General features: G+C 71.3%; 14 protein-coding genes. 6 read left to right on the forward strand and 8 right to left on the reverse strand.

The features are described from left to right. The first annotated feature begins 213 nt into the window (after window positions 1-213). Entirely contained in the window at window positions 214-1,161 is a 948-nt protein-coding gene (locus FB453_RS17025) for an ABC transporter substrate-binding protein (protein WP_112584664.1), read from the forward strand. A 135-nt stretch (window positions 1,162-1,296) separates the two neighbouring features. Here FB453_RS17025 and FB453_RS17030 read toward each other — a convergent pair whose 3' ends face one another. The 4 genes from FB453_RS17030 to trmB form a co-directional block, all read right to left on the reverse strand. Continuing rightward, a complete protein-coding gene (locus FB453_RS17030; RefSeq protein ID WP_145791431.1) occupies window positions 1,297-1,650 on the reverse strand; it encodes a hypothetical protein in 354 nt (117 codons plus the stop codon). 578 nt (window positions 1,651-2,228) lie between these two features. Further along, on the reverse strand, window positions 2,229-2,873 hold the full coding sequence (locus FB453_RS17035) for a hypothetical protein (protein WP_112584662.1): 645 nt from the start codon (window positions 2,871-2,873) through the stop codon (window positions 2,229-2,231). Between the two features lie 156 nt (window positions 2,874-3,029). Beyond that, a complete protein-coding gene (locus FB453_RS17040; protein ID WP_145791432.1) occupies window positions 3,030-5,543 on the reverse strand; it encodes a DEAD/DEAH box helicase in 2,514 nt (837 codons plus the stop codon). A gap of 112 nt (window positions 5,544-5,655) precedes the next feature. After that, complete coding sequence (gene trmB / locus FB453_RS17045; RefSeq protein WP_428842228.1) at window positions 5,656-6,363, reverse strand: tRNA (guanosine(46)-N7)-methyltransferase TrmB; 708 nt, start codon at window positions 6,361-6,363, stop codon at window positions 5,656-5,658. Window positions 6,364-6,493: 130 nt separating this feature from the next. On the opposite strand from trmB, the gene FB453_RS17050 reads away from it, so the two are divergent. Then, complete coding sequence (locus FB453_RS17050; RefSeq protein WP_145791435.1) at window positions 6,494-7,240, forward strand: hypothetical protein; 747 nt, start codon at window positions 6,494-6,496, stop codon at window positions 7,238-7,240. A 233-nt stretch (window positions 7,241-7,473) separates the two neighbouring features. Beyond that, the gene (locus FB453_RS17055) at window positions 7,474-8,139 is read left to right on the forward strand and encodes a class F sortase (protein ID WP_112603782.1); all 666 of its coding nucleotides are present in this window, start codon (window positions 7,474-7,476) and stop codon (window positions 8,137-8,139) included. Window positions 8,140-8,158: 19 nt separating this feature from the next. Here the strand turns inward: FB453_RS17055 and FB453_RS17060 are convergent, their stop codons facing one another. From FB453_RS17060 to FB453_RS17075, 4 genes are all read right to left on the reverse strand, one after another. Further along, window positions 8,159-9,034: an alpha/beta fold hydrolase gene (locus tag FB453_RS17060; RefSeq protein WP_145791437.1), complete on the reverse strand. Its 876-nt coding sequence runs from the start codon at window positions 9,032-9,034 to the stop codon at window positions 8,159-8,161. A gap of 251 nt (window positions 9,035-9,285) precedes the next feature. Further along, window positions 9,286-9,603, reverse strand: coding sequence for an antibiotic biosynthesis monooxygenase family protein (locus FB453_RS17065; protein ID WP_145791439.1), 318 nt, complete (start codon window positions 9,601-9,603; stop codon window positions 9,286-9,288). Between the two features lie 17 nt (window positions 9,604-9,620). Then, a complete protein-coding gene (locus FB453_RS17070) occupies window positions 9,621-10,418 on the reverse strand; it encodes an exodeoxyribonuclease III (RefSeq protein WP_145791441.1) in 798 nt (265 codons plus the stop codon). Between the two features lie 37 nt (window positions 10,419-10,455). Continuing rightward, window positions 10,456-11,376, reverse strand: coding sequence for a proteasome assembly chaperone family protein (locus FB453_RS17075; protein WP_091401570.1), 921 nt, complete (start codon window positions 11,374-11,376; stop codon window positions 10,456-10,458). Between the two features lie 420 nt (window positions 11,377-11,796). Between FB453_RS17075 and FB453_RS17080 the strand changes: the two genes are divergently transcribed. The 3 genes from FB453_RS17080 (at window position 11,797) to FB453_RS17085 (ending at window position 13,715) form a co-directional block, all read left to right on the forward strand. Then, complete coding sequence (locus tag FB453_RS17080; RefSeq protein ID WP_145791444.1) at window positions 11,797-12,657, forward strand: peptidase M23; 861 nt, start codon at window positions 11,797-11,799, stop codon at window positions 12,655-12,657. A 106-nt stretch (window positions 12,658-12,763) separates the two neighbouring features. Beyond that, entirely contained in the window at window positions 12,764-12,910 is a 147-nt protein-coding gene (locus FB453_RS34250; protein WP_186718350.1) for a hypothetical protein, read from the forward strand. Between the two features lie 49 nt (window positions 12,911-12,959). Continuing rightward, window positions 12,960-13,715 (forward strand): EcsC family protein, encoded by a 756-nt coding sequence (locus FB453_RS17085; protein ID WP_112584654.1) that lies wholly within the window; start codon window positions 12,960-12,962, stop codon window positions 13,713-13,715. Window positions 13,716-13,733 lie beyond the last annotated feature (18 nt).

Raw genomic sequence — 13,733 nt, forward strand, 5'->3', positions numbered from 1 at the left:
TCCGGCTCCCGCCGCCGCGTCGGGCGGCCCGGTCGCTTCGTCCGCTGGCGCTGGTGACGCGGCCGCCGCGTCCGCTGGCGCTGGTGACGCGGCCGCCGCGTCCGCTGGCGTTAAAGACCCCGATTCGTCGACGGCGTCCGTGCCGGACGCCCGACCCTCCACCGGCGACGCGGCCAACCCGCTCGCCGGCTCGCACCCCTCGAAAGGACTCTGATGCGTCGTCTCGTCGCAGCTCTCGCCGCGGCCGTCGCCCTCGGCGCCGGCCTCACCGCCTGCGGTGAGAGTGACCCGGTCGCCGGCTCCACCACCGGGGACACCCGGGAGATCACCCACGCCATGGGCACCACCAAGGTCCCGGCCGAGCCCAAGCGCGTCGTCGTGCTCGACACCGACAAGATCGACACGGCGCTCTCGCTGGGCATCACGCCGGTCGGTGCGGCCACCGCCGGTGAGGCGAAGAGCTGGCCCACCTACTTCGGCGCGGACAAGCTCGCCGGCATCAAGGAGGTCGGGGTGCTCACCGAGCCCGACCTGGAGGCGATCAACGCGCTGAAGCCGGACCTCATCCTCGGCAGCAAGTTCCGCCAGGAGAAGTTCTACGACGAGCTGGCCGCCATCGCGCCGACCGTGTTCACCGAAAAGGTGGGCATCACATGGAAGGACAACCTCCTCCTCGACGGCAAGGCGCTCGGCCGCGAGCAGCAGGCCAAGGATCTGCTTGCCACGTACGAGAAGCGGGCCAAGGACTTCGGCGCGACGCTCGGCGACGCCGCCGCGCGCAAGGTCTCCATCGTGCGGTTCCTGCCCGGCAACATCCGGGTGTACGGCCCGGACTCGTTCTCCGGCATCGTCATCGGCGACACCGGCCTGGGCCGCCCCGAGCGGCAGCTGCTCGCCAACAAGGAGGACAAGCGCTTCGACCTGGTCAGCCCCGAGCGGATCAACGAGGTCGACGGTGACGTCATCTTCGTGACCGCGTACGGCGACAAGGCCGCCGCCGAGCAGACCAAGGTCGCGGGCGGGACGCTGTGGAAGGGCCTCGGCGCGGTCAAGGCCGGCAAGGCGTACCCCGTCTCCGACGAGGTCTGGATGACCGGCATCGGCGTCGGCGCCGCCAACAAGATCCTCGACGACCTGGCCAAGTACCTCCCCGCCGCCTGACACACCGCCCGCGCACCCGCGTCGTCCCTTCCAAGATCCGCGCAAGTTCGGTGAAACTGCTGCCTCGCGAGCTGTTCAGGCAACAGGATCCCCGAAGTTGCGCGGATCTTGGTGTGTCTGGGTCCCGAGGCAGAGTCAGCGGGAGCGGGACCGGAGGGCTTGACGAAGTTCGGCGAGGAAGCCGTCGAAGTCCCCGCGGAACCGCTTCGCGGTGACGTGCAGGACGATCCAGTCCTCACCGAGCAGTCGGTTGAGGCGGCGTCGGTCTCGATGGAACTGGTCGGGATCGTCATGCCACAACCCGTCGTACTCGACGGCGACCTTGAGGTGTGGCCACGCCAGATCGAGACGGGCCAAGAACCTCCCATCGCGCTCCACCACGAACTGCGTCACAGGCGTCGGCACCCCGGCGAGCACTATCCGCACGCGGAGCCGGGACTCTGGGATCGACTCCGCGCCCGCGTCGGCCAGCTCAGCCACGCGCGCCATCCGCTTCCAACCCCGGTTGCCGATCCACGTTCGGGAGTCCGCGCGCAGTCGAGGTAGCGCCACCAGCGGGCACGAGCACATCGATGGGCTCATGGTCGGCGACCGACGCCGCGCCGTACAGCGCCGCCGCACTGCGACCAGCGATCGCTGCACCCGGTGGCAGAACCCACCGTGCCGCGGCGGCACAACGAGTGCGGTGGGTGACCGCCAGCCGGGCATCGGCGTAGACATCCCGGAACAGCGGACGCCACGCCCTGCTGCGCAGCTCCGTCCGGGTCAACAGGCCTTGGGCAACGACGCGGGAGCCGCGAAAGACGCGTCCCTGCAGGATCGCCGGCCGTCGTGGGGGAACAGGCATGACAGACACCATGACCGGCGTTCGCATTCGCCCGCAGCCCCTGTGGATAACCCTGAACCAGGGCCGGAACGCCAAGATCCGCGCAACTTCGCTGTTCTTGCTGCCTTCGCGCGACGCGAGACAGCAGCATCCCTGAAGTTGCGCGGATCTTGGGCGGATCGAGCGCGATCTTGCCGGGCAGGCGCGTGGAGGGCGTGGGGCGTTGGGCGTGGAGGCGGGGTTAGGCGGCGGTGGACCAGATGGCGCGGAAGGCGGCGGCCTCGCCGGAGAGCCATCGTTCGATCTGGTCCGGCTTGGCATCGGTGGGCATGCGGTGGGCCAGGCCGCGGCGGACGTCGACCAGGACCGGCTCGGCGTGCGGGAGCACCGCGTCCATGTGTCGGGCCATCAGGTGCAGGGTGGCGAGCACCGACTCCTCGCTCGGTGGGGCCTCGTCGAAGTGCAGGCGGACCGCTTCGGCGCGGCCGTCGGCGTGGCGTACCCCGAAGTGAGGGTTGATCTTGACGGGCAGGTCGCCGAGCATGGCCAGGGCGTCACGGGTCTGGGCGAGATCGACGGCGGTCGGCTCGCCGAGCGAGTGCAGCCAGGTCGTGGCACCGGGGACGAGCGCCTGGTAGAGCGGGCGCCATCGTGGCTTGACGATGTCGGCCACCCCGGCCAGGTGGGTGCCGCCGGTGTGGAAGGCGATGTCGGCCTTGAGCGCCTTGACGAACTGGCCGTGCGGGTTGAAGCCGGACCGGCTGGCGCGCTGCTTGCGCAGCCCGCCGACGAAGGTCGCCTTGGTGGGGCCGGTGCGGTCGACGTAGCGGGTGAAACCGAGCAGTGTCGCGTAGGGGGTGAGGGGCGTGGAGGCGGGCGCGGTCACGGGCGTCCTCCCGGATCGTAATCCTGCAGGTCAGGAACTCGATTAGTACATACATTCTAATCGACAGGTCTGACATCGCCCAGCCAAAGAAGGGGTGCGGAAGACGCGACAAAGGGGGCCGTCCGGCGTACGGACGACCCCCTGTCGAGGCGCTCGCTAGAGCTGGCCGACGTCGGTGATCCGCACGACCGCCGCGCCGACCTCGTCCGAGGCCACCAGGTCGATCTCGGCGCTGATGCCCCAGTCGTGGTCGCCGTCCGGGTCGTCGAAGATCTGCCGTACGGTCCACCGCTCCCGGCCCTGCTCGATCATGAGCAGCGCCGGACCGCGGGCGTTCGGCCCGACCCCGATCGAGTCGTACGCCTCGAAGTACGGCGCCAGGGCGTCGGCCCACGCGTCGTAGTCCCAGCCGTCCTCGGCGTCCAATTCGGCGAGCAGGTCCCAGCGGCGTAGCGCGGCCAGCTCGACGCGTCGGAACAGCGCGTTGCGCACCAGCACCCGGAACGCCCGCGCGTTGCGGGTCACCGCCGGTGGCCGATCGGTCAGTGCGGCGTGCGCCTGGGCCACCTCGGCCACGTCGGACGGGTTGCGCAGCCGCTCCCACTCGTCGATGAGACTGGAGTCGACCTGGCGGACCAGCTCGCCCAACCACTCGATGAGGTCGATCAGTTCCTCGGTCTTGGCGTCCTCGGGCACGGTCTGGCGCAGCGTCTTGTACGCGTCGGCCAGGTAGCGCAGGACGAGACCTTCCGAGCGGGTCAGCCCGTAGAACTGCACGTACTCGGTGAAGGTCATGGCCCGCTCGTACATGTCGCGGACGACGGCCTTGGGGGAGAGCTGGTGGTCGGCGACCCAGGGGTGCCCCTGTCGGTACATCTCGTACGCGGCTTCCAGCAGCTCGGCCAGGGGCTTCGGGTGGGTCACCTCGTCGAGCAGTTCGAGGCGCGCCTCGTACTCGATGCCCTCGGCCTTCATGGCGGCGACCGCCTCGCCGCGCGCCTTGAACTGCTGCGCGGAGAGGATCTGCCGCGGGTCGTCGAGGATCGACTCGATCACGCTCAACACGTCGAGCGCGTACGACGGGGACTCGGCGTCGAGCAGCTCGATGGTGGCCAGCGCCAGGGGGGAGAGCGGCTGGTTGAGGGCGAAGTCGAGCTGGAGGTCGACGGTGAGCCGGATCCGCCGGCCGGTCTCGTCCGGCTCGGGCAGCTCCTCGACGACCCCGCCGGCACGCAGAGCCCGGTAGATGGCGATCGCGCGGCGGATGTGCCGGCGCTGCGCGGCGGGCTCCTCGTGGTTGTCCGTGAGTAGGTGCCGCATCGCGGTGAACGCGTCCCCGGGCCGGCCGATGACGTTGAGCAGCATCGAGTGGCTGACCTGGAAGCTGGAGGTCAACGGCTCCGGCTCGGCGTCGACAAGTCGGTCGAAGGTGGGCTGGCCCCAGCCGATCGAGCCCTCCGGTGGCTTCTTGCGGACCACCTTGCGCCGCTTCTTCGGGTCGTCGCCGGCCTTGGCGAGGGCCTTCTCGTTGTCGATGACGTGCTCCGGGGCCTGCACCACGACCCGGCCGATGGTGTCGTAGCCGGCCCGGCCGGCCCGCCCGGCGATCTGGTGGAACTCCCGGTTCTTCAGCAGCCGGGTGCGGACCCCGTCGTACTTGGACAGGCCGGTGAACAGCACGGTCCGGATCGGCACGTTGATGCCGACGCCGAGGGTGTCGGTGCCGCAGATGACCTTGAGTAGGCCGGCCTGGGCGAGGGTCTCCACCAGGCGGCGGTACTTGGGCAGCATGCCGGCGTGGTGCACGCCGATGCCGTGCCGGACCAGCCGGGACAGCGTCTTGCCGAAGCCGGCGGTGAACCGGAAACCGCCGATCGCCTCGGCGATCATGTCCTTCTCGGCGCGGGTGCAGACGTTGACGCTGGTCAGCGCCTGGGCGCGTTCCAGCGCGGCGGCCTGGGTGAAGTGCACCACGTACACCGGGGCCTGCTTGGTCTCCAGCAGCTCCTCAAGCGTCTCGTGCAGCGGCGTCATCGCGTACGAGAAGATGAGCGGGACCGGCCGCTCCGCCGTGCGCACGACGGCGGTGGGCCGCCCGGTGCGCCGGGTCAGGTCGTCGACGAAGCGGGTGGTGTCCCCCAGAGTGGCGGACATCAGGATGAACTGGGCCTGCGGCAGCTCGATGATCGGCACCTGCCACGCCCAGCCCCGGTCGGGCTCGGCGTAGAAGTGGAACTCGTCCATGATCACCTGGCCGACGTCGGCCTTCGTGCCCTCACGCAGCGCCAGGTTCGCCAGGATCTCCGCGGTGCAGCAGATGATCGGGGCGTCGGCGTTGACGCTGGCGTCGCCGGTGAGCATGCCGACGTTCTCGGCGCCGAAGACCTCGCAGAGCGCGAAGAACTTCTCCGACACCAACGCCTTGATCGGCGCGGTGTAGAAGGTGGTCCGGCTGTCGGCGAGGGCCGCGAAGTGCGCGGCGATCGCCACCAGGCTCTTACCCGAGCCGGTGGGCGTGTTCATGATCAGGTTGGCGCCGGAGACGATCTCGATGACCGCCTCTTCCTGATGGGGGTAGAGGTCGAGGCCGCGCTCCTTCGCCCAGCCGGCGAACGCGTCGAAGAGGGTGTCGGGGTCGGCGCTTGTCGGCAGCGCGGCGGTGAGCGTCATAGCCTGTCCATGGTGCCTGGATCATGCCCCGGTACGCCAACCCGGCCTGCACCGGACCCCCGTCCGGGCGTCCCGGACGCGCCGCCGCGTGCCGGTTCGGGCGTTTCGCCGGTCACCGTCGGCGGTACAGCAGGTCGGCGACCGGCCGACCGGCCCTGATCGCTCGCCGCTCGAACTTTGTCACCGGTCGGTGCGCCGGCCGCGGCGCGAAGCCGCCGTACGCGTCCACCAGCTCCGGGTCCGCGTCGAGGGTCTCCCGCATCACGTCGGCGTACTCGGCCCAGTCGGTCGCGCAGTGCAGCATGCCGCCGGAGCGCAGCCGGGACCGCAGCAGCGCCACGTGCGCCGGCTGGATGAGCCGCCGCTTGTGGTGGCGGGACTTCGGCCACGGGTCCGGAAAGAAGACGTGCACGGCGTCCAGCACGCCCTCGGGCAAGCCGCTGACCAGCGACAACGCGTCACCCTGCGCCACCCGCACGTTGCGCAGGCCACCGCGCTCCACCAGGTCGAGCAGGTTGGCGATTCCCGGCGTGTGCACCTCGACCGCCAGATAATCTCGATCCGGGTCGGCAGTAGCCATCGCAGCGGTGCTGTCGCCCATGCCCGAGCCGATCTCCAGCACCACGGGCGCCCGGCGACCGAACAGGTCGGCCAGGTCGACGGGCACGACAGGTCCGTCCGGCACATCCAGGCCGTACGCGGGCCAGAGCCGGCTCAGCGCGTCGGTCTGCCGGTCGCTCATCCGACCCCGGCGGGGGTGGAACGTGCGGATCGTCCGGCTCGCGGGCGGGACGGCGGGGTCATGGTCGGTGGCGGTCACAGCGACCCGAGCGTACGCGACGTCGCCGGCGGATCGGATGTGATGTGCGACCGGAAATGAGAGGATCCAACTGGTACGGCAGGTCGGGTGCTCCACCGCCCGACCCGGCCGCACGGCGTCGAGAGGGGGCATCGTGACAGTGACCCGCGGCGTCGTGACCCTGTCGCTGGTGACCATGCTGGCCGGCCCCCTGCTGGCCGCCACGCCCGCCCTCGCGGCGCCCGCCCTCGCCACGCCTGAGCCTGCCGCCGCTGCCCTTGCCTCATCCCAGCCTGCCGTCGCCGTCTTTGCCGTGCCCGAGCGGCCTGCTGCCGTTCTTGCCGTGCCGGAGCAGGCTGTTGCCGTTGCACCCGTGCCCGAGTGGGCCGTTGTCGTCGTGCCCGAGCAGGCTGTTGCCGTCGCGCCCGCGCCGCAGCCTGAAGGGCTGCCCGGGGGAGCGCCCCAACCGACTCCGGCGGTGGACATCTTCGTCGAGGTGAGCCCCAGCACTGTGCAGCCCGGTTACCTGGTCGGCATCCGGGCCAGTTGTCGGGACAACTCGGTGGGCGCCACGGTGGTCTCCGACGCTTTCGGGGCGGTCGGCGTGCAGCCGCAGCGCGGGGTGCTCACCGCCGCGCCGATGGTCCGCGAGCGCACCCGTCCCGGCAACTACCGGGTCAAGCTGGAGTGCCGCGACGGCGAGACCGCCTCGACAATGCTTCAGGTGGTCAAGAAGATCCCCAACCAGCCGAGTCGGGGTCCGGCGACCGGCTTCGGTGGGAGCAGCGGCGGGATCACCGGCAAGCTGCTGCTGCCCGGCGGTGCGGCACTGATCATCACCGGGCTGGTCCTCGCCGTGATGGCGCTGCGCCGCCCCCGAGCCGCCGCGCGTCGCTGAGGCCCGCCATGGAGATCTTCCGCCCCACGCCGCCGCCGGCCCGTTCACGCCCGCCGGCGCCTGGCCGTCCCGCCTCGCCGCCGGACGCTGCGCGCCAGCCGTTCGCCGGCCGCCCCGCCTCGCCGCCCGATGACGTTCGGCTGCCCTTGGACGATGGTTGGCCGGGCGACCGCCCGCCAAGGCCCCACCGCCCGCCGGATCCCGACCGCCCGCCAGACCCCGACCGCCCGTCGGTGGCGGCGCGTCCGCCGACCGCCGTCGCCCCCCGGCGTAGTCGTCCATCAGGTCGCAGCCCCTGGTCCGTACCGTTGGCCGTGGTGCTGGTGTTGGCCGGGGTCTTCGCCACGGGGGCCGGGCTGGGCCGTTCGGTAGGCCCGTTCGACCTGGCCCCGACCGGCGGTGACCGGCCGGCCCGCAGTGAGTCGGTCGGGTTGTCGGCCAGTCGCCCGGTACGCCTCTCGGTGCCGGCGATCAAGGTGACCGCGCCGGTGGCGCCCGTCGGGCAGGCACGGGACGGCTCGATCGCCGTACCGCCGTTGGAACGGCACAACGAGACCGGCTGGTACGACCGGGGGCCCACCCCTGGTGAGGCTGGCCCTGCGGTGATCGTCGGGCACGTGGACACGAAGACCGGCCCGTCGGTCTTCTACGACCTGGGCAAGCTGCACCCCGGCGACCTGATCGAGGTGGCCCGGGCGGACGAGTCGGTGGTGGTGTTCCGGGTCGACACCGTCGAACACTTCCCGAAGGACCAGTTGCCCGCCGAGCGGATCTACGGCCATGACGGGCCACCCGGGCTGCGGTTGATCACCTGCGGTGGGCAGTTCATCGGGGGCCGCACCGGCTACGCCGACAACGTCATCGCGTTCGCCACCCTCCAGTCCTCCCGCAAGTCCTGAGCTGACCCTCGGCCCGGCGTCAGCTCAGGAAAGCCAGGAGTTGGCGGGTGGTCTCGTCGGGGGCTTCCTCCGGAATGAAGTGCCCGACCCCGACCGGCTCGCCGCGTACGTCGTCGGCCCACTCCCGCCAGATCGCGAGCGGGTCGTCGTAGAGCTTCGCGACCTGGCCGCGTTGGCTCCAGAGAAACAGCACCGGGCAGGTGATCTTCCGGTGCCCGCGATCCGCCTCGTCCTGCTGGTAGTCCAGCGTCGCGGCGGCGCGGAACTCCTCGCAGATCGCGTGCACGGTCGCGGGGTCGCTGAACTGCTTGACGTACGCCGTCCGCACCTCGGCGGGGAAGGCGTCCTGCACCTCGGGCCAGGTGTCGAGCATGAAGTCGACGAGCACCGCGGGCGCCGCGTCGATGAACTGCTCGGGCACCGGCGCGGGCGCCGCCAGGAAGGACCAGACCCAGTAGGAGAGGCTGAACGTCCGGTCGGCGCGGTCGTAGACGTCCCCGATGGGCACCACGTCCATCACGGCCAGCCGGGTGACGACGTCCGGTTCGTCCAGCGCGAGCCGGTACGCGCAGCGCGCCCCGCGATCGTGGCCGACGAGTCGGAACCGCTCATGGCCCAAGCTCCGCATCACCGCGACCTGGTCGCGGGCGACGGCTCGCATGCTGTACGGCTCGTGATCCGGACTGCTCGGCGGCTTACCGCTGTCGCCCCAACCCCGCAGGTCGGTGGCGACGACTGTGTAGTGCTCGGCGAGCCGTGGCGCGACCTGGTGCCACATGAGGTGCGTCTCGGGGATGCCGTGCAGCAGCAGAACGGGCGGCCCACTCCCGCCGTGGCGTCCGTGGATCGTCGCGCCGGGCGTGTCGATGTCGAACTCTTCGAAGCCGTCGAACATGGCCGGACCCCGCACCTTCCTGGGACCGCCCGGCGTGAACGGCCTGTGCCGGCGGGCAGGGCGACTGGTGCCCGGCTACCGCTCGGGCCGCTTCGACGCTAGCAACGGAAACGTCCGGCCCGGCGTCATTTGGCTGAGGCGCGGCCCAGCCCCGCGGTGGTGATCGACAAGGGATCCTTGATGTCGCGGTGTCCCACGGACTCGGACACCCCGGTTTCACTGGACCAGAGTGGATCAGGCCGCGTGGATGGTCAGGGCTGGGGGACGTGCAGCGCCACCTCGAACTCCAGCAGGCTGGCGCCGGTGGAGACCGGGGGACGGGGCTTGTCGCCGGGAGCGGTGGCGTGGGCGGCGCGCGAGGGGCCGGCGGCCCACGCCTGGAACGCTTCCTCGCTCTCCCACTTCGTGTAGACGAAGTAGCGGGTCTCGCCGGCCACCGGGCGGAGGAGTTCGAAGCCGAGGAAACCGGGCGAGTTCTCCACAGTGCCGGCCCGGGCGGCGAACCGCTTCTCCAGCTCCGCGCCGCCACCGGGCGAGACGTCGATTGCGTTGATCTTCACGACTGCCATCTGCCCACCCTAGCCACTCAGAACGCCTCGACCGCCGGGACCAGGTCCACGTCGACCACAATCGGCGCGTGGTCGGAGGGGCCCTTGCCCTTGCGGGCCTCGCGGTCCACGTACGCGGAGCGGACCGCTCGGGCGAACGGCGCGGACGCGTACACCAGGTCGATTCTCATGCCCTTGTTCTGGTGGAACATGCCGGCCCGGTAGTCCCAGTAGGTGAAGGGGTGCGGGCCCTTCATCGGGGTGGGCACGACGTCGCTGAGGCCCAGGTCGCGCAGCGCCGCGAGGGCTGCCCGCTCGGCCGGGGTGACGTGCGTGGAGTGGGTGAAGACCGCCGGGTCCCAGACGTCGGCGTCGGTCGGGGCGACGTTGAAGTCGCCGCAGACCGCCAGCGGCACCCCGCCGGCCAGCTCGGCGTCCAGTGCGTCGCGCAGCGCCGCGAACCAGGCCAACTTGTACGCGTAGTGTGGGTCGTCCGGCGTCCGGCCGTTGGGCACGTACACCGACCAGACCCGCACCCCGTCGCAGGTGGCGGAGATGGCTCGGGCCTCGGGCTCGGGGAAGCCGGGTTCACCGGCGAACCCGACCCGGACGTCGCCCAGCCCCACCCGGGACAGGATGGCCACCCCGTTCCACCGGCCGTCACTGTGGCTGGCCACGGTGTAGCCCAGCGCGCCCACCTCGGTCGCCGGGAAGGCGCCGTCCGGGCATTTCGTCTCCTGCAGGCAGACGACGTCCGGCCCGGTGTCGGCCAGCCACTCCAGCAGCCGGGGTAGGCGGGCCTTCACCGAGTTGACGTTCCAGGTCGCCAAGCGCATGCCCCCAGCCTGCCGCATCCGCCGCCGCGACGCCGGGTCAGCTGCCCGGGGTGTCGCCGGGACGGGTCTGTTCGGCCAGGAACCGTTCCAGTTCGGCGCCGAGTTCGTCGGCAGTGGGCAGCGGGCCGGCATCCGGGGCGAGCAGGCTCTTCTCGCCCCGACCTCGGGCGAACGCGTCGTACTGCTCCTCCAGGGCCTGGACCAGGGCCGCGGCGTCCTCGGTCTGCGCGACCTGCCGGTCGATCTCCACCCGGACCACCTCGGCGGCTGAGCGCAGCCCGTCGCCGGGCAGCAGCAGCCCGGTGCTGCGCGACACCGAGGTGAGCAGCACCTCGGCGGCTGCCGGGTACTCGGTCTGCGCCACGTAGTGCGGCACGTGGGCGGCGAAGCCCAGCGCGTCGCGGCCCTGCTCGCCGAGGCGGAACTCCAGCAGGTGACCGACGCTGCCGGGCACCTGGACGCGTTGCAACCAGGGCTCGTAGCCGGCGATCAGTTCGGGGCGGGTGGCGTGCGCGGTAACGCCGGTCGGCCGGGTGTGCGGGACCGCCATCGGGATCGAGTTGAGCCCCACGGTGAGCCGGACGTCCAGCCGGGCGGCGAGCCCGGCGACGGCGGCCACGAAACGCTCCCACTGCAGGTCCGGTTCGGGCCCGGTGAGCAGCAGGAACGGGGTCTCGTCGTCGTCCTGCAGCAGGTGCAGCTCCAGCTTGGGCGCGTCGACGCTCTCCCAGTGGTCCTCGACGAAGGTCATCACCGGTCGTCGCGATCGGTAGTCGAAGAGCTGGTCGACGTCGAACGTGGCGATCGGCCGACCCTCCAGCGAGGTGAGTAGCTGCTCACGCGCCAGTCGGCTGGCGTTTCCGGCGTCCACGAACCCGGTGAGGGCCTGGATCAGGACCGGCTGCCCGAGGTCGGGCAGATCGTCGGTGAGCTGGTAGAGCTCGTGTGGGTCGAGCACCGGTGCGGACCTCCCTGAAATGTGCCTGCCGGGCGCCGTCGCGACGGAGGGCACCCGTTCGGGCAACGTACCCGCCATCCTGGTGCATTCCTGCGTCGGGCGATCCGTTGGCCGGGTGGTGGGCGTGACCGGACCAATCGGCTGTTTACGCCACCAGGCCGAGCCTCCTGGCCGATCGGCCGAGGGGCGGTTCGGCCCAAAGGCCGAGTTTGTCGATCATGTCAGGCTCGGCGGTGGAATGGTGGGTACTGTCCGAGCCCGTGCCGGTCCGCGTGCCGCGCCAGCTTCATCCGGTACGCGAGGTCCGTTCCCCGGGCGGGTCACCCCGCCCGGGTCGTCCACCAGTACGGCTCCGATCTGTGTCGAGCGCCACGTGATCACCGTGCGTGATCAGGGTTTCCACCTGCCTAGCCTCGGTTGATGCGTGACGACGGCACCCTCGACGACCCGTACGCCCCGAGTAGGCCCACTGCCGATACGGAGGATGGCACCTCAACCGAACGGACAACCAGCGCGAGCCGGCTCCGGGCGTACGCCCGGGACCTGACCGGTCGACGCCGGGCACAGATGGCGCTGGCCACCGGTGTGGTGTGCTGCCTCGGTCTGACCGCCGTCGTCCAGGTTCGTGACGAGAACGCCGACGCGGCGACCCGGAGTGGATCGCTCTCCAGCTCCGAGCTGGCGCAGCGCGCCGAGCAGCAGCGCGCCTCCCGTTCCCTCGACCGCACGGCTGCCCCGAGCGCCTCCGCCGCCGCCCAGTCCGCCGCGGCAAGCCCCGCCGACCCGGACACCAGCGCGCCGGCCCGCAAGGTCGCCCCCGCTCGCCCGACCGACCCGGCGCCCGTCGCCGGGCTGGACGAGGACCAGATGGAGAACGCCGAGGCGATCGTCCGTACCGGCCGCAAGATGGGTGTGCCACGCCGGGGTCTGGTGATCGCGGTGGCCACCGCCATGCAGGAGAGCAACCTCTACAACGTGGCCAGCGGCGTGCTGCCCGAGTCGCAGGACTATCCGCACCAGGGCGTCGGCTGGGACCACGACTCGGTCGGGTTGTTCCAACAGCGTTCCAGCAGCGGCTGGGGCCCGGTGGAGCGGCTGATGGACCCCGAGTTCGCCACCCGGCAGTTCCTCAGCGCGCTGGAGCAGGTGCCCGGCTGGCAGCGGATGCGGCTCACCGACGCCGCCCAGGCGGTGCAGGTCTCCGCGTACCCCGAGCACTACCAGCAGCACGAGTGGAGGGCCACCCGGGTCGTTGACGCCATCGTGCCGGCGGGGCGGTAACCTACCGCCCACTATGGACGGTCAGGGTTGAGGCTGTCGCATCCCGGGTACATGTGTTGCGGGTACGGGGTACACATGACTGAGGGATCGTCGACAGGAGGACGTTATGTCACTGATGCAGCGGATCAGCGCGTTTCTGAAATCACCGAAGGGGCAGCAGATGGTCGACCGGGGTCGTCGAGAGATGGCCAAGCCGGGCAACCAGCAGAAGCTGAAGGGGTTGGCGGCTCGGCTGTCCAACCGCCGCCGCTGACCGCTCCATCGGCCGCCCTGTCCACCGTTTCCACCCCTGGGGAGACCTGGTGACCGACACTCCGCCCGTCGGCGGTCAGCCCGCCGCCCCTACTCCGCAGCCGTCCGTCGACCTGCCGGCCGGGTCGGTGGACGCCCCCGAGGGTCCGCCGGCCCGACTCTGGGACCGGATGCGTGACGACCCGCAGTACGCGCCGGAGCACCTTGCCCTGGAGGCGGTTCGCCGCCTCGGGCCGGAAGCCGTGCAGTGGGCCGCCCGTGCCCGGGCCGAGCAGCCCGGGGCTTCCGCCGATGTCCTGGCCGACCAGGCGGCCCGCAAGTTCGTCAACCTGGCCCGGCTGTCCGGCGCGGTCTCCGGCGCCGCCGGGCTGCCCGGCGCCGTGATCGACGTGGGCGTGCTGGCCTGGACCCAGGCGCGGATGGTGCTGCACATCGCCGCCGCGTACGACGTCGACCCCCTGCACAATGACCGGGCCACCGACCTGCTGGTGCTTCAGCGGGTGCACAAGGTCGCCGAGAGCGCCCGGCTGGCGCTCGGCGTGGCCGCCGGCCGGGAACGCGCCGACGCGCTCTTCGGCCTGGGCGGCCAGCGTCCGCTCGGTCGGGTCATGCTGCAGCTCGGCATCCGGCTGGCCCAGATGGCCGGCGTCCGGGCCGCGAAGCGGATGGTCGCCAAGATCGTCCCCGGTGCGGCCATCGTGCTCGGCACCTGGGCCAACTCGTCGGCTACAAAGGATCTCGCCCAGCGATCCCGGGCCCTCTACGGCTCCCGCGGCAACGCCGTCCCCGAGCCGCGCCAACCCTGACGGCCCGTCCCGGGTCGT

It is taken from the genome of Micromonospora sp. CNZ322 (genome assembly GCF_007827755.1).

What these genes read in the sequence shown, in the direction of transcription:
- FB453_RS17025 (WP_112584664.1), top strand. Translation starts at nt 214, where the DNA reads ATGCGTCGTCTCGTCGCAGCTCTCGCCGCGGCCGTCGCCCTCGGCGCC.
- FB453_RS17030 (WP_145791431.1), bottom strand. Translation starts at nt 1,650, where the DNA reads ATGGCGCGCGTGGCTGAGCTGGCCGACGCGGGCGCGGAGTCGATCCCA.
- FB453_RS17040 (WP_145791432.1), bottom strand. Translation starts at nt 5,543, where the DNA reads ATGACGCTCACCGCCGCGCTGCCGACAAGCGCCGACCCCGACACCCTC.
- FB453_RS17060 (WP_145791437.1), bottom strand. Translation starts at nt 9,034, where the DNA reads ATGTTCGACGGCTTCGAAGAGTTCGACATCGACACGCCCGGCGCGACG.
- FB453_RS17065 (WP_145791439.1), bottom strand. Translation starts at nt 9,603, where the DNA reads ATGGCAGTCGTGAAGATCAACGCAATCGACGTCTCGCCCGGTGGCGGC.
- FB453_RS17070 (WP_145791441.1), bottom strand. Translation starts at nt 10,418, where the DNA reads ATGCGCTTGGCGACCTGGAACGTCAACTCGGTGAAGGCCCGCCTACCC.
- FB453_RS17080 (WP_145791444.1), top strand. Translation starts at nt 11,797, where the DNA reads ATGCGTGACGACGGCACCCTCGACGACCCGTACGCCCCGAGTAGGCCC.
- FB453_RS34250 (WP_186718350.1), top strand. Translation starts at nt 12,764, where the DNA reads ATGTCACTGATGCAGCGGATCAGCGCGTTTCTGAAATCACCGAAGGGG.